This is a genomic window from Massilia agrisoli, from assembly GCF_020831365.1.
Classification (GTDB): Bacteria; Pseudomonadota; Gammaproteobacteria; order Burkholderiales; family Burkholderiaceae_D; genus Telluria_A; species Telluria_A agrisoli.
Map to the genome: position 1 here is coordinate 955380 of NZ_JAJHPV010000013.1, position 17128 is coordinate 972507.

Genomic DNA, 17128 nt, shown 5'->3' on the forward strand with positions numbered 1-17128 from the left:
TGCCGCCGCCGCTACCTGCGAGGCGCTATTGGCCCCGGTGATGAAGACCACACTGTCCTTGATTTTCATGGTGATTCCTTTCGGATAAGCATTAAATATGACGGTCATCATATTTGCGGGGAAAAAAATGGCCGCGGCGAACCAGCGGCCAAGACATGGCTAAACCTTTCGGTCGTACTGTTCGATCAGGGTCTGGCTGGTGGCACGGAGCATTGCCTTGCCTTCCTCGCCGAGTGCACGCGCCAGCTGGACCGCGCCGACAAGGCTGCTGGCCAGCGCGAACGGATGATGTTCCGGACTTCCGGGCGGCAGGGCATCGCGGGCCATGCCGATCAGCGCCGTGATACGTTCGCGCGAGACCTCGCGGACGTCGTCGGCCTGGCGCGGCATCTCCGTGCCCAGCGCGGCGACCGGGCAGCCGAGTTCCGTGGCCTGGACGTGGGTATCTCCCAGGTAGGCTTCAACCAGGGCGCGTACCGGACTGGCGCCGCGTTCGGCCAGGGCGGCCATGCGCCTGGCCAGGCACTTCGCGCTTTCGTTACCCGCATGTTCAACGGCGGCCGCAAGCAGGGCGTCGCGCGACTTGAAATGGGCATAAAAGCCGCCGTGGGTCAGGCCGGCTTCCTTCATCACATCGGCCACGCCTACCCCGGTGTAGCCGTGCTTGCGCACCGCGCGCGCCGCGGCATCGAGGATGCGCTCGTGCGACAGTTGCCTGCGGCTGGACTTCGGATCGGTGGTCATTGCTGCACCCGGTTTCGTATGATGGAGGTCATATTATGCCCGTCATATTTTCGAGTCAAGCGATTTCTCAGACCAATTCGGCCGGGCTACAATGCTGACTCAACTTTACGGGATCGATATGCCTGAATTCGTCATCACTGCGCCGCCGACACCGTCGGTGGCCGTCGCCGGCGCCAGCGCGCGCTTTCCGGTGCGGCGCGTATTTTGCGTCGGCCGCAACTACGCCGCCCACGCCCGCGAGATGGGCGCGGACCCCACGCGCGAACCGCCGTTTTTCTTCATGAAGCCCGCCGATGCGGTGGTCGATGCACAAGGCGTTATTCCGTTCCCACCCGCAACCAACGACTTGCATCACGAAGTCGAGATGGTCGTTGCGCTGGCAGGCGGCGGCGCCAACATTGCGCCCGACGACGCGCTCGCGCTGGTGTGGGGCTACGGCGTCGGGCTGGACCTGACCCGGCGCGACCTGCAGGCCGTGGCCAAGGAACTGAGCCGGCCCTGGGACTTCGCCAAGGGCTTCGATGCGTCGGCCCCTTGCAGCGCGCTGCATCCGGTCAGCGAGGTCGGGCATCCCGCCAAGGCGCGCATCACGCTGACGGTGAACGGCGTGGTCCGCCAGCAAGGCAGCTTGCAGGAGATGATCTGGCCGGTCGCCGACGTGATCAGCCACATTTCGCGCTTCGTCGCACTGGCGCCGGGGGATCTGATTTTTTCCGGGACGCCGGCGGGAGTCGGCGCCTTGCAAGCGGGCGACCGCGTGCATGGAGAGGTCGAAGGCGTGGCGCAATTCGACCTGGAAATGGGCTCCTGAACCGACCGCTACAGCAACCAGTCGACCGGCAGCAAGGACATGAACCAGACAGCGGCGCGCTGCCCGAAGCTCGTGCCCGGCTCGACCTCATGCCGCACAGTGGCGCTGCCGCGCCGCTCCTGCCAGTACAGCTGGCCGTCCGCGGACAGCCGTACCTCGTAAGCTTGCGCCGGAATGCGTTGTTCGAACGCCCTGGAAATACGGCCCGCCAAGGTCGGGCTGTCGATCACAAAACCCATCTCCGTGTTGAGCTTGGCCGAGCGCGGGTCAAAGTTGAAGGACCCGATGAACACCCGCGAACGGTCGACAGAGAAGGTCTTGCTGTGCAGGCTGGAGGCGGAACTGCCCGACATGCCGGTGTCGCTCCTGGCCGTGGAAACCGGCGACAAACGGCGCAGCTCGTACAGCGAGATGCCCGCTTCCAGCAGGGGCTTGCGGTGCTTGGCGTAACCCGAATGGACGGCCGCCACGTCGGTCGCCTCCAGTGCATTGGTCAGCACCCTGATTTTCACCCCTTTTTTGGCCAGCGCGACAAACGCCTCGACGCCTGCGCCGGTGGGCACGAAATACGGCGACACCAGGTTCAGCTCCGTGGCCGGTTCGCCCATCATCTTCCTGATCTTGTCGAATATCAGGGTGCCCCGCCTGGCCAGGCCCAGTCCTTTGGCCGGGTCGTCGCTGACCATGCGCGTCACGGCCCATTCCATCGCAAGCGTACCGTTCAGCAGGTCATGGTGGAAGGCGGTACTGTGCACGGCACTGGCGTAGGACTGGGCGCGCGCACTGCTTGCGAGCTGCAATGCGGCAGCCGACAGCGTGGCCGCCGCAGCGTCGTCAGCGGCTGGCAGGATGCGGTCGGCGGGATAGGATGATTTGCTGTTCCAGTAGCGGTCGAAATCGTGGGCGACCTCGGTAACAACCGGCCCGACCGCCAACACGTCGAGGTCGGCAAACAGCACGTCGCCATCTGCGCCAAAATATTCGTCGCCGACGTTGCGGCCGCCCACCACGGTGACCTGGCTGTCGGCGGTAAACGATTTGTTGTGCATGCGCCGGTTGAGCCGTGCAAAGTCGGTCAGGAAACCAAACACGCGCATGCCACGGATGACAAAGGGATTGAAGAGCCGGACTTCGATATTGGGATGGGCATCGATTGCCGCCAGCGCGCCATCCAGCCCGCTGGTATTGTTGTCATCGAGCAGCAGCCTGACCCGCACGCCGCGGTCGGCCGCCTGGCGCAGGGCGGTAAACAGCAATGAACCCGTCATATCGTTGCGCCAGATGTAGTACTGGACATCGAGGGTGCGGTCGGCGGCTTGCGCCAGCATCGCCCGCGCGGCAAAGGCGTCGCGCGCATCGCCAAGGGGATACACGCCCGACATGCCGGTATGCGCCATGACCAAGGGCCGGATCGCCCGCCCAAGACGGGTGTCGCCGGTGTCCAGGTCTGCCGTCGAGTGGGTACGCTGATGGTGCGCCGGCAAGCCAACGCAGCCAGCCATCAGGCACAGCACCAGGCATAGCGCCCATGCACGCAGCGTATCCGGGCGAAGGCGGACGGTTTGGTTCATAAGCGCGATCAGGTTGCGGGGAAAGGGCCGGTGTGGCTTGCCTGCTGATGTTACCTTAACGCGGCCCTGCGAGGTGGACTGCCCGATTGGCGCTATAATGGGTCAAGCACCTCTTAACAGATCCCAATGAAACAGCGTTTTGTTCAACAAGCCATTGCATGCTCTTTGATGAGCAGGGGCTTCGTGAACCCGGCTGTTCGGGATTTTCCGGCTGCATCCCACCGCGCTGCGCTGTTGATGGCGATGACGTCTTGCGGGCGCCAGACCAAGCAGGTATTCGCCTGCCTTCCTTAGGCTCGGCGAGCCGGTTGAACTGAACACCAGTTCTCCACGACGCCGAGCCACCCAATCCCCAGCACTGCATGCCAGCTCGCGCCGGCTGCAGGTTCACAGCTCTCTTGCTTCGCCCCACGGGGCGTTGGGATTACTCACCATGACAAACAATCGTAGCTCGCCCGCGCGGGATGCCGGCGCCTGGGCAAAACAATTTCTCGCCCGTTCCGGCAAACGGCGCCGCGCGAAGGACATCATCAACAGGGGGAAGCAGGCGCGTACACGGATCCGGATACTTATCGCGTGCAAACTTGCGATCCTCGCCTGGCTTGCCTAGGCTCGGCGGGACAACAGCGCCTGCCCAATCTACATGTGGAGTTAAAAATGAAACCTGAAATCTTTGTACTGGCGTCGGACGCCGAACGCCTCGAACTGATCGCCGACCGGCTGCCTGCATCGGCCCTCGATTGTAAAAACGCGCTGCTCGGTGAACTGGCCCGCGCCGATATCGTGGAGCCCGATGAACTGCCGGCCAGGGTGGTGACGATGAACTCGACGGTGCGCTTTGAAGTGATCGCGCCAAGGGAAGAGTTCTGCCTGACCCTCGTCTATCCGGCCGACCTGAACACGGCACCGAACCAGATCTCGGTCCTGACGCCGATCGGCACGGCCCTGCTGGGCATGGCAGAGGGCAGCGTGATCGAATGGCCGCGCCGTGACGGCCAGGCTGTGCAGGTGCGGGTGCTCGAAGTGCTGTCCCAGGCCAACGGGCAGGCCGGGGCCTGAGACCGCCTACTTTGGCAGCAGGTGCCGGAAAGTCGGCTCGATGTTCTTCGAGTGCAGGAAGCTGACGATGTCTTCCAGCGTTGCGTCCTTCAGCAGCAGGCCGCTGGTGCTCGCATCGCGCTGCGGCGCGGGCGCGCTGGCGGCAGGCGGCGCATCCAGCGCCGGCCCAAGCACCTCCAGCGCGTGGCGCAGCTGCTCGCCGCTGATGCTGTGCAGCCCCTCCAGGAATGCCACTTGTCCCGCGACCGGTGGCGCCATCTCCAGCCCCGGCTCGTCGGCAAACGAGGCGCCCATGCCCGGATGGATAAATGCCGCCCATTTGCCGCTGCTTCGGTTCAGGCACGGTGGCAGCTCGACCGGGGCGAGCACTGCGCCCGGGTCGATGGCCATGTCCGGCAAGTACGCATTGACCAGCAGTTCCACGAACTGTTGCGCCTGCGCCGCCGGCACCGGCCTGTCCAGGGACAGCCACAGGCCATAACCGTCCGCGCCCGAGATGCTCACCGCCGGCGCCGGCAAGCCGAGTTCAGTTTGCAAGGCATTCGCTAACGAACACAGCTGGCTCCAGTGCTGCGCCCCGTCACCGCCGCGCATTTTGCGGAAGGGGACCACGATGGCGCGGACCTGGCCACCGTCGTCCGCCAGCGTCACGGCAAGCGTGGTATTGCCGAGCACGTGCGCTGCCAGCGCTTCAGGCGACACTGCGCCGGCCGGCAGGTAAAGCCGGGTCAGTTCCGAGATCAATTTTTGCATGGGCATCCTTAGTCCGAGTGGGCGATGCGCAGGCCGCCTTTTTTGTCCGGCAGCCAGGCCTCGGCCAGGTCTGAACTGACGTCGAAGAAGCCCAGCCCGTGCTTGCCGGCGAGGCTGAACACCGCTTCGTGCGCGCGGTCGATCTTGTCCCAGTCCAGGAACGACATGTAGATCAGCGAACTGCCGATCGTGTATTCGGTGCCGGTGTCTTCCCCGGCATCTTCTTGCGCAGGCGGAAACTCAGCCGACAGCTCCGCATAGAAGGCTTGCAGTGCCGGGGTCGCGAGGGCGGGGTTGTCCCAGGGCTGGCCTTCATCCCACTCTGTCTGCTGGTCGTACCAGTCGAGGAAGGCGGCGCGCTTGGGCGGCGCGGCCTCGGGCGCAAATACCATCAGGTCGTAACTCATTGGGGCTCCAGGTTCAGGCGCGGCATGGCAGCCGGCAAACCGGGATTATTCCACAGCGGAGGGGAAGGAGGGGTGTTGAAGGGATGAGGCAAGCGGACGGCCTGGACAGGCCGCCCGGCGACGGGACTTACTTGGCCATTTTGGCGAGGGCGGCTGCGACTTCAGGGCCGACCGAGTCGCCCGAACCTGCCATGCGGTAAAGGCTCATCAGGCTCGGCACGCCTGCTGCATCGGTGCTGGCGGTTTCTGGCGCGGCGGCCGTCTTGAACCAGCGTGCGACGGAGCCAGCCAGCGACGACAAGACCGTGTTTTCCGAAACGAAGGGGAAGGTAATGGAAGTCATTTAGCGCTTTCGTGAACTAGTGGAATGAGTCCAGTATCGGCCTCCGTCAGAAATAAATCCAATTCGATGTTTCGATACCATCCATTCGCAAAACATATATGAGGGGCGGAAGCGCAATGCCACGCCGCGGCTTCGCATATACTTGGTTGAATTCAACCCGGCGCCATGGCGCCCGCAAGGAGCTTGTCATGCCGCCCAAAGCGCTGTTGCAGAAAATGTTTGCCGCTGCCGTCGATGCCGCCCAGCCGCGCCACTGCCTGCCACAGCACTTGCCGCCGCCACCCGCCGGCCGCACCCTGGTCATTGGCGCCGGCAAGGCATCGGCGGAGATGGCCCGTGTGGTCGAGCAGCACTGGCCGGCGCCGTTGAGCGGCCTGGTAGTGACGCGCTACGGCTACAAGGTGCCGTGCGAACGCATCGAGATTGTCGAGGCGGCGCATCCGGTTCCCGACCAGGCCGGGCTCGAGGCGGCGCGGCGCATCCTCGCGCTGGTGCAGGGCCTGGGCGAAGACGACCTGGTGATTTGCCTGATCTCCGGCGGCGGCTCGTCCTTGCTGGCGCTGCCGGGCGAAGGGCTGGCCCTGGCCGACAAGCAGGCGCTCAACCGCGACCTGCTCAGAAGCGGCGCCACCATCAGCGAAATGAATTGCGTGCGCCGCCACCTGTCGGCGATCAAGGGCGGCCGCCTCGCGGCGGCATGCCATCCGGCCCGGCTGGTCACGCTGGCCATCTCCGACGTGCCCGGCGACGACCCGATCAATATCGCCAGCGGACCGACCAGCGCCGACCCGACCACCTGCGCCGATGCGCTGGCGATCCTGCAGCGCTATGCCATCGACGTGCCGCCGCAGGCGCGCGCGCTGCTCGAGAGCGGCCGCGGCGAAACCGTCAAGCCGGGCGACCCGCGCCTGGCCAGCAGCGAAACACGGATGATCGCCACGCCCCAGATGGCGCTGGAAGCGGCCGCCGCCGTGGCGCGCGCCGCCGGGGTTCCTGCGCACATCCTTGGCGACAGCATCGAAGGCGAAGCACGCGACGTCGGCACCGTCATGGCCGGCATCGCCCGCCAGGTCGCGCGCTTTGGCCAGCCGTTCAGCGCTCCCTGTATCTTGCTGTCCGGGGGCGAGACCACGGTGACGATACGCGGCGATGGCCGCGGCGGGCGCAATGTCGAGTTTCTGCTTGCGCTGGGGGTTGCGCTCGACGGCCACGCCGGCATTCACGCGATCGCCTGCGACACCGACGGGGTCGACGGGCAGGAAGAGATTGCCGGTGCATGCCTGGCGCCCGACACCCTCGAACGGGCCTGGGCGCTCCAGGTCAATCCGCGCGAGCGCCTGGCCAACAACGACGGACACGGCTTCTTCCAGGCCCTCGGCGATTCGGTGGTGTCTGGCCCAACGCTGACCAACGTGAACGATTTCCGCGCCGTGTACATCAGCGCCGCGGCCGTCCCGCCGCCCTAATGCGCGCTGCGCGCAAAGCGCGAGAAGTGTTCTTCGGTGATCGCCTGCTCATACAGGTAGCCCTGGTAGGCGAAGCAGCCGGCATCGGACAGGAACTGGCGCTGCCCGAGCGTCTCGACGCCTTCAGCAATCACCTGCAGTCCCAGGCTGCCGCTCAAGGCGATGATCGAGCGCACGATGGCGGCGTCGTTGCGGTCGGTCAGCACGCCGCGCATGAAGGAGTGGTCGATCTTGAGCTGGTCGATCGGCAGGTTGCGCAGGCAGACCAGTGACGAGTAGCCGGTGCCGAAGTCGTCGAGCGAAAAACTGATGCCCAGTTTGCGCAAGGCCTTCATCTGCTGCGCCGTGTGGGCAAAGTCGGTCACCACCAGGCTCTCGGTCAGCTCGAACTTGAGGCCGCGCGGGTCGGCCCCGGTCTGGCGCAGGATCGCCTCGGTCATCGCCACCAGGTCGGGTTCGACGAACTGGCGCGCGCTGACATTGACCGACAAGGTCAGGTGCGCCGTGTCGGGCTGGCGCTGCCAGATGGCCAGCTGGCGGCACGCCGTTTTCAGCACCCACATGCCGATCTCGACGATGAGGTCGGTCTCTTCCGCCGTGTGGATGAAGTCCTTTGGCAGGCGCAGTTCGCCGTTTGGCAGGCACCAGCGCAGCAGCGCTTCGGCCCCGGTGACGTGGTTGTTGTCGTCCATCTGGGGCTGGTAGTACAGGAGAAACTCATTGTTGCGCAGCGCCCGTTGCAGGCCGTTCTCCAGCTCGGCCCTGGCAAACAGGGCGGCCTGCATCTTGGGATCGTAGAAGCGGAAGGTGTTGCGGCCGCTGGCCTTGGCCTGGTACATCGCGCTGTCGGCCTGCTTGAGCGCCGATTCCACGGTATCGCTGCCCCCCGAGAGCAGCACCATCCCGATGCTGGCCGACACCGAGTAGCTGAAGTCCGCCAGCTTGAACGGCGCCGCCATCGCCGCCACGATCTTGTTCGCCACCGCTTCGGCCTGCATCGCCGCGGCCTCGCGCGTGTCGTCTTGCGGGGCGATCAGGATGACGAACTCGTCGCCGCCGAGGCGCGCCACCATGTCCGCTTCGCGCACGCTCTGTTCCAGCCGGCGCGCGGCGGCCTGCAGCAGCATGTCGCCGGCCGCGTGGCCATGGGTGTCGTTGAGGGTCTTGAAATGATCGAGGTCGCAGAACATCAGCGCGCCGAACTTGCCCGAGCGGGCGCTGCCGATCAGCGCGCGGCGCAGGTGGTCGAGCAGGTTGGCCCGGTTGGGCAACTCGGTGAGCGCATCGTAAAACGCCAGCCGGAATATCTTGTCCTCGTGCTGCTTGCGCTCGCTGATATCGGTACTGATCGACATGATCTTGCGGGTGGCGCCGTTGCCATTGCCGTTGCCGGGCTCGACCAGGGTCCAGCGGCTGTCGGTATGGGCCAGCGTGCCGTCGCGCCGCCGCTGGCACTGCTCGCCGCGCCAGTCGCCTTCGGCCATGGTGGTGTCATACGCCGACTGGAACGCGGCCTGGTCCTCGTAAAGCAGGTCGCACAGGCGCTGGCCTTCGGCCTCGCCGGCGCTCCAGCCGTACAGCCGTTCGGCCCCGCGGTTCCAGTAGCTGATGCGCGCATCGGCGCCGATGACCACGATCGCGTCGCGCGCCTTGTCGAGCAGCGAGGCCTGTTCCATCACCTTCAGGTCGGCCCGGCGCACCCGTGTGAAGTCGCCGATGAAGCCCTGGATCGTCACCGTCCCGTCCTCGGCGACGAGGGCGGCGCCCTGTTCCCACACCCACTTGCAAGCGCCGTCCGCGCACCGGATGCGATACGTCAGCTGGAATGGCTGGCCTTGCTTTAAAGCTTCTTCGACCACCCGCGACGCCATCTCCCTGTCGTCCGGATGGATGAGGCTGCCGAAAGTCATGGCGGCGCCGGCGCTGAAGGCGGCCGGGGGATAGCCGGTCAGTTTTTCGACGCCCGGACTGATGTATTGCATCCGCCACGGGTAGCTGCGCTCGCAGCGGTACACCACGCCGGGGAGATGGTTGAGCAAATGCTCGAGCGACAGCGCGGCCGCATCGGCTGGAGGAACATCGGATGAAACGGCAGGGCTGTCCTGGTTCATGGTTCCATACGCTCGGAAGCTGGAGTCGAGCGTATTAAAGTAGCACAGAAGATAATTGTTTTGTCATCCTGAGATGAAAAAAGCAAGGCCTCTGCGCAACAATGCGGCACGCATATGTTGTTCTATGACAACGACATTCGCAGCGCAGGCAATGTTTGATGTTGCGCCGACATCGAGTTCTTGCTTCCTTGAAAGTTGCGTAGTTACACTAGCGTGCGGCCCCAACCACGCCGCCACCTGCACGCCGAGCCCGCCAATCCCGTCTCGAATACCTGTCCGACCGGACACCACACCATCCAACTTTTGGGGGCTCATTTTGGCCACGAGCATCGTATCCGTATCGTTTTCCAATGGTTTCATCGGCGACGCGTCGAAGACCAATGAATCGTCGTTTTCGACCTACCTGACTGCGCTCGGCTGGTCGAACTTCCAGTTTCAGCAAGCGACCACGACCGGATTGTTCGGCGGCTCGCAGGGGAACGACCTTTCCGGCACGATCCTGTTGACGGATGCGCTGGGCGTCCAGCACCGCATCGACGGCGTGATCAACTGGCGCGCGCCCAGCGGCGACGTCAGCACAATGGTGTTCTATGCCACCGGCAGCACCAACCACACACTGGCGACGACCGGCGGCGGCTTCAAGGTCATCGACCCGAACACCGAAGCCAATGGCGACGCGCACAGTTTCATCGGCCTGACCTTCAACGGCCAGTCGCTGGCGATCAGTGGCGGCAAGGTGAGCGGCAACGCCGCGACCACCGGGCTGCTCGCCTCGCTGAACGAATACCTGCTGGCCCAGCCGCAGCTGTCGCTTGCCGACGTGTCGGCGAACGAAGCGGCCGGCTTCGCGACCATCACTGTTTCGCTGAGCAAGGCAACTACCGACACCGTGACGGTCAAGTACAGCCTGCAAGACGGCAGCGCGCATGCCGGGGCCGACTATGCCGCCGGCGGCGGCACGCTGACCTTCGCGCCGAACGAGACAACCAAGACCATCCACGTGCCGCTGGTCGACAATGCTTCGGTCGATGGCGTGCGCAACCTGTCGGTAGTGTTAAGCGACAGCACGTTTGCTGCAATCGTCGACAACGTCGGCGTGGTGACCATCAGCGACAACGACAGCGGCGTGGTGGTCAGCGCCGTGACGGTCGACGACAGCGCACACCCGGCACAGTCGCCGGCCGACAGCACCGTTGCCGAAGGCGGCACGCTGGTGTTCACCGTGACGCTCAACAGCGGCGCACCGGTCGCCACCGAATTTGCGCTGGCGCTGGGCGGCACGGCGACGGCCGCCGACTACAGCAGCCTTGTGTTCAGCGACGGCGTGAGCTGGAAGGACGGCGACCAGGCTGGCGGCATCGTCGTCGTCCCGGCAAACGTGACCAGCTTCACGGTAACCGCGGTCACGGTCGATGACGCCCTGGTCGAAAGCGCGGAAACCCTGGAGCTGACCACCGGCGGCGTCGCCGCCACGGGCACGATTGATGACAACGACATGATCGTGATTGTGCCTCCGCCAGTCATGCCTCCGCCAGTCGTGCCGGAGCCAGTGCCGGAGCCGGAGCCGGAGCCGGAGCCCGTTCCACCAGTTCCGGTTGCGCCCGTTCCGGCTCCAGTTCCGGAGCCCGCCCCCGAGCCAGCCCCGAAGCCAACGCCCAAGCCAGTTCCGCCCGTTAAGCCGGTTCCGCTTCCCGCACCTCCCGCACCGCCGGTCCTCGAAACCGGGCTTGATCCGAAGTCGGACGATGGCAGCAGCAACAGCGATACCGTCACCAGCGTGCGCGACCCGGCCTTTACCCTCAAGGGCAGTGGCCTGCTGGTGGAAGGTGGCAGCGTGCGCCTGCTGTCGCCGTCCGGCGAAGTGGTCGGGAAGGCGGCGGTCACGGCCGCGGACATCCTCAGCGGCGCGGTCAACGTCGGCCCGGGCCCGCTCGATGACGGAATCTATACCTTCACGGCGCAAATCCTCAGCGCCAGCGGCGCGGTGCTCGGCCAGGCCCCGGTATCGGTCACCATCGTCACCGACCTCGACGGCGTAGCCCCGTCGGTCGAGCTTGCGGCATACAATGGCGACTATAACGGCGACGGCATCCTGGACTGGCAGCAGAACTCGGTTGCGCACATGCCGCTGGCCTCGCTCGCAGATTTCGAGCTGGGCAAGGCAGCTCCGCTGTCCTCGTTTGGCGCGGTCATCGCGGGCAGCATCGGCACTGCAACGGACGCCGTCCAGCTGACCGGCGGCGCCCAGCTGAAGGACCTGTTCCTGTCCGGCCTGCCGGCCGCGCTGCCAGGCGCCTTCCGCGCGGCGTCGCCCGTCTTTAACTTTACGATCAGCCCGGAAGACGACGTGGCCGCGCTGCCCGACCTCGCGCCCGAGCGCGCCGGCCTGCAAACCCGGGTGGTGATCGACCTTGGCGCCAGCGGCGTGGTCTCGAACGACTTCGTCAAGTTTGACCAGGCCAGCCAGGCCTGGTACAGCTTCCTCGACGACCAGGACCTGTCGACCATGGACGACGGCGCCACCCTGGTCGACCTGAACGGCGACGGCCGGGTCGACCGCATCGTGCTGACCCTGACCGACGGCGCCAGGGGCGACGACGACGGCATCGTCAACGGCGTCATCGTCGACCCGGGCCTGCTCGCGTTCGACGTTACGCCGCCAGACCAGGTGTACAGCATCCGCCTCGCCAGCGGCGAGATCTACTACACGGACGACATTGCCGATGCCCGGCAAACCGCGGCCGGCGCCGGCAATATCTTCACTGGCGTGGCCTTCGATTCGATGCATGGCTCGCCCGGCGGCAAGCACGTGTCGTCCTTCTACCAGCCGTTCACCAGGGACGTCACCTTTGCCGTCGATGGCGACGCGCTGCCGTACGCCTGCTACGAGCTGGTCGCCACATCACCGGGATTCATGGCGGCGGCCGCCGGCAGCGCGGCGGTCGACATCCACCTTTACCAGAACGCCCGCGGCCTGACCGAGCTGGTGTCGGCCGCCGAAGCGCAGTACATGGGCTTGGCCGCGCAGGGCTACGCCGACCGTGGCGCCAAATTTAGTGTCAGTGTGGATAATGCTTTCAGGTTCGATGTGGAAGGCTACCTCATCGCCAACCACGACAATGCGGCAGTGAAGGCACTGGTGGCCCAGCTGGCGGCGGCCTACCAGTCCACCGGCCAGGCAGGCTTTATCGAGGCGGTCGAGCAGAACTATTTCCAGCAAATCCAGCTGGTCGGCGTCGCCCACGGGGCGTCGGCCACGGCGAGCGACCTCAATGCCGTATTCGGCACCACCTTTGGCAATTAAGGAATTCCGATGAGCAAATTGAGCAAGTTGGGCATGGCGGCGGCCGCGGCGCTGCTGGCTACACAGGCGGTGGCGGCCGAACCGGTGCGGTATTGGGGCGTCCACGCGGGCGCCAGCACCCTGGAAAGCTGGGATGCCGCGATCGACTTCGGCGCCGGCGCTCCGTTCAACGGCCAGGTGGAGCTGGAGCGCGGGGTGCATGGCGGCGTGGCCGTCGGCCGCCAGTCCGGCCACCTGCGCTATGAACTCGAATACGAAACCGGCCGCATGGAGGTCACGCGCCTGACCCTGGCTCCGCTGAGCGAGGCGGTGGACGGGAAGGGGCGTTACCAGGCTGTGTTCGCCAATGCTTTCCGCACCGACAGGCTGTCCGGGTCGCTTGACAGCTTTATCGGCGGCGGTATCGGCTGGGGCCGGGTCAAGCTGCCGCTGCTTGGCCTGGGCGACAGCTGCAAGTGCTTCGGTCCGGCAGACAAGAGCGGCCTGGCCTGGCAGCTGCGCGCGGGGCTGGGCTATCGGCTGGCTGCGCAGCACAGCCTGACGCTGCAGTACACCTGGCTCAAGCTGCCAGAACCTGAAGGCGACGGCCCGCCGGCCATCGCGTATGCGCGCCGCCGCTTCGGTGCGGTCACCGTGGGCTACACACGCCAGTTCTGACCCCGGGCCACCCGGCTGCGCCCGCGGCAAGAATCAGCCTGTTGGAAAGGTCGCGATTGCAGTAGGATCGTAGGATTTCCCCGAACACATCAGCCGGAGGCATTTTTGGACAATCACTTCCTTCCTCGCCCGGATCGCGCATCCGCGGTCAAGGTCGACCTCGGGATCGCCGTCCAGGCGGCCCAGGGAACGCTCGCTGCCGCCAACTACCTGAAAAACGCGGGCATCGCGTTTCCGGTCGCGCTGCGCGTGCTTACCCGGCCGCAGCGCCGGCGCTACGTCGGCTGACAGCCCGCGTAGGGTGGAGCGCGCCGGCCAGCCTCATGGTGCCGCGCGCTCGAGCACGGCCAGCCTGCGTGGTCCGTCCAGGCGCACCACCAGCATTTCGCCGGAGGCCACCGACTCGCCGGTCAGGGCGCCGATATTCTGGGCATGGGTGACGAGCACCAGGTTGCCCGCCGCGGCGGGGCGGCGCGCGAGGTAGGCATACAGCGCGCCCAGCTTGTCTTCATCGCGGCGTTCGCGGTCGTTGAACATCGAGTCGAGCATGGTGGCCGTGCGCACCTTGCCGAAGGCGATGTTGGCCGTGTCGACGCAGCGGCACCACCGGCTCGACAATACTTCGGCAACGGGAATGCCGCGCCGACGGAATTCCTTACCGATCCGCGCCGCGTCCGCGCGGCCCTTGTCGGACAGGTTGCGTTGCGTGCTGCAATCGTCGAGCACGAAGCCGGGCGGATCGCCCACGCCGGGCACGGTCTGGGCGTGGCGGACCAGCACGATCTTGCCGCCCTCCCGCAGCAGCGACCAGAACGACTCGTCCGCCGCCGCGCCCGGCTGGATGCAGGCAAAACAGAGCAAACACAGCAGCAGGCGGCGCGCCATGGCCCGGATTCTCACGTGTAGGCCAGCAGGCGGCCGCAGCTGATCACGGCGAGCCAGATTGCCAGCGACAAGAGGGCCTGCGCCCTGGCCAACGGGGGAGCCTGCACGCCTTCGTTCCATGCGCCCGCATCGCGCCAGGGGCCGGCGTGGAACAGGGCGGCGTTTACGCCCGCGGCGCCGATCAGGGCCAGCTTCAGCTGGAAGACCTTGTTGCTGGCGAAATCATGGGGATGGGCGGAGAACATCATCAGCCCGGCCGGCACGATCAGGGCGAGGGCGGCCAGCGCCCATGGCAGCAGGTGGCGGCCCAGCGCCTGCACCGGCAGCGCGCGCGCGAAGCCCAGCACGCGCAGGTCGAACATCGCGACCGAGCCGACCAGGATGGCAAAGCCGGTGATGTGGACGATCTCGACGATCGGATACATCCACAGGCTGCCGCGCATCGCAGCGGACAGGCTGCTCGCTTCCAGCCAGCCCAGCAAGCCGGCGGCGTCGGCCATCAGCGCAGCTCCGTGGTCTTTCCGTTGATCGTGATGCGCTCGGCGCGCATCTCTTGCGGCTTGTTACGGTTCTGGTAGCCGAGCACGCTGGCGGTGGTCCCCTTGGCCAGCATGGCAGGGGAGAGGCCGCGGTTCTCCATGCGTGAAGGCGGGGCCAGCACCACCAGCCAGGTCTTGTCGCCCGCTTTCAAGCGCACGTAGCCGTGCGGGTGCTCATAACCGGATTCCTCGATGCTGCCGCTCACCTTGAGCGGCCGTTCGGCGTCGTATTCGCTCCAGCCGTGGTGGGCGCTCGCCTGGGTTGCGAGCAACAGCGTCATCATGGCAAGCCATTTCATCGTGTTTCTCCCCGGTGGTGGATCAAGAGGAATTCATTTTACGCCACACGCCGCCGCAGCGCGGCCTCGCTCCGGCTAGAGGCCGAGCTCGGACAGGCCAGGATGGCCGTCGGGGCGCCGTCCCAGCGGCCAATGGAATTTGCGTTCCGATTCCTTGATCGGCATGTCGTTGATGCACGCAAACCGGTTGACCATCAATCCGTCTTCGCCAAATTCCCAGTTCTCATTGCCGTACGAGCGGAACCAGTTGCCCGAATCATCGTGCCATTCGTACGCGTAGCGAACCGCAATGCGGTTGTCCGTGAATGCCCATAATTCCTTGATCAGGCGGTAGTCCAGCTCCCTGGTCCATTTGCGTTCGAGGAAGGCTTGCGCCTGTTGCCGGCCAGCGACAAACTCAGCGCGGTTGCGCCACCGGGTATCAATGCTATAGGCGGACGAGACTTTCTCGGCGTCACGGCTGTTCCACCCATCTTCGGCGGCGCGCACTTTTTGCAGGGCTGATTCGCGCGTGAATGGGGGAAGCGGCGGACGCAGGATCGGATTGGCAAGCATGGTCATTCTCCTTCAATCAATGTTTAAAAAGATCTATAAATCCAATGTCAGTGTTTCTCCATTGGCGCGCGAGACGCAAATGCACATCAATCCGCCGGCGTCCCGCTGTTGCTGCGACAGTACGGCGTCGCGATGCTCAGGATCTCCCTCCAGTACTTTCACGGCGCACAGCCCGCACGCGCCTGCCCTGCATGAAGCGGGGGCAGCGATGCCTGCCGCTTCCACCACGTCGAGAATGCTGCTGGCCGCGGGCACCTGCAACATCTTCCTGCTCCTGGCCAGGGTCACGGTGATGGCATGATTCGCGCCCGTGCCGGCAGCGTTGTTAAAGCGCTCGTAATGGATCAGCCCCGGGTCGCGACCCAGGGCGGCGGCGCCTTGCAAGAAGGCGTCAACCAGGCGCGCCGGGCCGCACACGTAGAACTGGCGCCCGGGCGGCTGGGACAGCAAAAGTGCCTGCGCATCGAGCCGGACACCCTCGTCAGCTGCATACACCGTGACCCTGGCGCCGAATTCAGCGGCGAGTTGTTCGAGGAAGGCGGCGTCGCGGCGCGACCTGGCAGCGTAGTGGAGGTCAAACTCCTGGCCCCGGGCGCGCGCCTCGTACAGCATGCTGCGGATCGGCGTAATGCCAATGCCGCCAGCGACGAATACCACCCGTGGCGCCTTGCCGTCGAGCGCGAAGCTGTTCTTCGGTAAGGAGCAGCGCAGGGTCAGGCCCAGGCGCAATTGCTCGTGCACTGCGCGCGATCCGCCCTTGCCGCCGTCTTCGCGCAGCACGGCGATCTCATAGACTTGCCGTTGCGATGGATCGGACGTGATCGAATAACACCGGATGCCCAGGCTTCCGTCGGCAAGCAGCACCGGCACCTCGAGGTGGGCGCCGGCCTGGAAGGCGGGCAGGCTTTGCCCGGCCGGATCGCGCAGTTCATAGGCACGTACCTTGCTCGTGAGTTGCCGCATGCCGCTCACCGTCAGCGCCAGTTCGCCATTGCCCTGGGCATCCGGCATGCTGGTGGCCGAGGCCAGCGCCAGCTGGTCTTTCAGGTGCCGCAGCTGGCGATGCAGGGGCGCGGTCATGCTGCCGACCTGTTCCTCGGTGAATCGCGGGGTGATGTGTTGCGGACAATTCCAGTCGAAGCCTTCGACTTCAATGATGAAGGCGCGCTCGATGCGGCCGTGATACCCGGGGTCGCGCAAACGCTGGGCCAGTTCGGGCTCGCCGGCTATGTCGACGGTCCGCGCGCGGCCCAGCAGTTTGAGCCGCCGCTGGTTGGCATAGTCCATGAAGATCATCGCAATCCGGTCGTCATGCTGGAGGTTCCCGACGCTGATGTACTGCAGGTTCCCGGCGAAGTCGGCGAAGCCCAGCGTCTTGTCATCCATGACCCGGATGAACCCGGCAGGCCCGCCGCGGTGCTGGACGTAGGGCCAGCCGGTCTCGCTGACGGTGGCCTGGTAAAAATGATCAGCCTGCTCGATGAACGCCACTTCGCTGGGGCCGAGACGATCGCCGCGGTCCCTCGCCTGGTCCAGTGGCGCGTACTGCGCGCGGCTCCCCTTCTGGGTCTGCAGCGCGCGCACCTGCGCGGTGAACGCGATATCGGAAAAGGCTCGTCCCATT

17 protein-coding genes are annotated in these 17128 nt (G+C 65.6%); 6 read left to right on the forward strand and 11 right to left on the reverse strand.

The features are described 5' to 3' along the window. Nucleotides 1-159: 159 nt before the first annotated feature. Nucleotides 160-744 carry a TetR/AcrR family transcriptional regulator gene (locus tag LMJ30_RS13450; RefSeq protein ID WP_229432831.1) on the reverse strand — a complete coding sequence of 195 codons (585 nt, stop codon included), beginning with the start codon at nucleotides 742-744 and terminating at the stop codon, nucleotides 160-162. A 118-nt stretch (nucleotides 745-862) separates the two neighbouring features. Here LMJ30_RS13450 and LMJ30_RS13455 point away from each other — a divergent pair, with 118 nt between their 5' ends. Further along, a complete protein-coding gene (locus LMJ30_RS13455; RefSeq protein WP_229433018.1) occupies nucleotides 863-1555 on the forward strand; it encodes a fumarylacetoacetate hydrolase family protein in 693 nt (230 codons plus the stop codon). A gap of 8 nt (nucleotides 1556-1563) precedes the next feature. On the opposite strand, the gene LMJ30_RS13460 is transcribed toward LMJ30_RS13455, so the two are convergent. Next, a complete protein-coding gene (locus tag LMJ30_RS13460) occupies nucleotides 1564-3126 on the reverse strand; it encodes a phospholipase D family protein (RefSeq protein WP_307729299.1) in 1563 nt (520 codons plus the stop codon). A gap of 657 nt (nucleotides 3127-3783) precedes the next feature. Between LMJ30_RS13460 and rnk the strand changes: the two genes are divergently transcribed. Continuing rightward, nucleotides 3784-4185, forward strand: a complete 402-nt coding sequence (gene rnk / locus LMJ30_RS13465; RefSeq protein ID WP_229432832.1) for a nucleoside diphosphate kinase regulator — start codon at nucleotides 3784-3786, stop codon at nucleotides 4183-4185. 6 nt (nucleotides 4186-4191) lie between these two features. On the opposite strand, the gene LMJ30_RS13470 is transcribed toward rnk, so the two are convergent. The 3 genes from LMJ30_RS13470 to LMJ30_RS13480 all read right to left on the reverse strand — a co-directional run bounded on the left by LMJ30_RS13470 (nucleotide 4192) and on the right by LMJ30_RS13480 (nucleotide 5688). Next, a complete protein-coding gene (locus LMJ30_RS13470) occupies nucleotides 4192-4938 on the reverse strand; it encodes a hypothetical protein (protein WP_229432833.1) in 747 nt (248 codons plus the stop codon). A gap of 8 nt (nucleotides 4939-4946) precedes the next feature. Further along, nucleotides 4947-5345 (reverse strand): hypothetical protein, encoded by a 399-nt coding sequence (locus LMJ30_RS13475; protein ID WP_229432834.1) that lies wholly within the window; start codon nucleotides 5343-5345, stop codon nucleotides 4947-4949. A 127-nt stretch (nucleotides 5346-5472) separates the two neighbouring features. Next, nucleotides 5473-5688, reverse strand: coding sequence for a hypothetical protein (locus LMJ30_RS13480; protein ID WP_229432835.1), 216 nt, complete (start codon nucleotides 5686-5688; stop codon nucleotides 5473-5475). A 188-nt stretch (nucleotides 5689-5876) separates the two neighbouring features. Here LMJ30_RS13480 and LMJ30_RS13485 point away from each other — a divergent pair, with 188 nt between their 5' ends. Continuing rightward, on the forward strand, nucleotides 5877-7154 hold the full coding sequence (locus LMJ30_RS13485) for a glycerate kinase type-2 family protein (protein ID WP_229432836.1): 1278 nt from the start codon (nucleotides 5877-5879) through the stop codon (nucleotides 7152-7154). On the opposite strand, the gene LMJ30_RS21770 is transcribed toward LMJ30_RS13485, so the two are convergent. After that, nucleotides 7151-9265 (reverse strand): sensor domain-containing protein, encoded by a 2115-nt coding sequence (locus LMJ30_RS21770; protein ID WP_307729300.1) that lies wholly within the window; start codon nucleotides 9263-9265, stop codon nucleotides 7151-7153. The two genes, LMJ30_RS13485 and LMJ30_RS21770, sit on opposite strands and share 4 nt — an antisense overlap. Before the next feature lie 316 nt (nucleotides 9266-9581). Between LMJ30_RS21770 and LMJ30_RS13505 the strand changes: the two genes are divergently transcribed. From LMJ30_RS13505 to LMJ30_RS13515, 3 genes are all read left to right on the forward strand, one after another. Next, nucleotides 9582-12569 carry a Calx-beta domain-containing protein gene (locus tag LMJ30_RS13505; RefSeq protein ID WP_229432837.1) on the forward strand — a complete coding sequence of 996 codons (2988 nt, stop codon included), beginning with the start codon at nucleotides 9582-9584 and terminating at the stop codon, nucleotides 12567-12569. A 9-nt stretch (nucleotides 12570-12578) separates the two neighbouring features. Then, entirely contained in the window at nucleotides 12579-13226 is a 648-nt protein-coding gene (locus tag LMJ30_RS13510) for an outer membrane protein (RefSeq protein WP_229432838.1), read from the forward strand. A gap of 105 nt (nucleotides 13227-13331) precedes the next feature. Next, complete coding sequence (locus LMJ30_RS13515; protein ID WP_229432839.1) at nucleotides 13332-13514, forward strand: hypothetical protein; 183 nt, start codon at nucleotides 13332-13334, stop codon at nucleotides 13512-13514. 33 nt (nucleotides 13515-13547) lie between these two features. Here LMJ30_RS13515 and LMJ30_RS13520 read toward each other — a convergent pair whose 3' ends face one another. The 5 genes from LMJ30_RS13520 to LMJ30_RS13540 form a co-directional block, all read right to left on the reverse strand. Further along, nucleotides 13548-14126: a histidine phosphatase family protein gene (locus LMJ30_RS13520; protein ID WP_229432840.1), complete on the reverse strand. Its 579-nt coding sequence runs from the start codon at nucleotides 14124-14126 to the stop codon at nucleotides 13548-13550. Continuing rightward, complete coding sequence (locus LMJ30_RS13525) at nucleotides 14123-14611, reverse strand: DUF6644 family protein (protein ID WP_229432841.1); 489 nt, start codon at nucleotides 14609-14611, stop codon at nucleotides 14123-14125. The genes LMJ30_RS13520 and LMJ30_RS13525 overlap by 4 nt, the downstream gene beginning before the upstream one ends. Further along, the gene (locus LMJ30_RS13530) at nucleotides 14611-14949 is read right to left on the reverse strand and encodes a DUF6152 family protein (protein WP_229432842.1); all 339 of its coding nucleotides are present in this window, start codon (nucleotides 14947-14949) and stop codon (nucleotides 14611-14613) included. Before LMJ30_RS13530 ends, LMJ30_RS13525 begins: the two co-directional genes overlap by 1 nt. 75 nt (nucleotides 14950-15024) lie before the next feature. Further along, a complete protein-coding gene (locus LMJ30_RS13535; protein WP_229432843.1) occupies nucleotides 15025-15504 on the reverse strand; it encodes a nuclear transport factor 2 family protein in 480 nt (159 codons plus the stop codon). A 33-nt stretch (nucleotides 15505-15537) separates the two neighbouring features. After that, a complete protein-coding gene (locus LMJ30_RS13540) occupies nucleotides 15538-17127 on the reverse strand; it encodes a 2Fe-2S iron-sulfur cluster-binding protein (protein ID WP_229432844.1) in 1590 nt (529 codons plus the stop codon). Between the last annotated feature and the right edge of the window lies 1 nt (nucleotide 17128).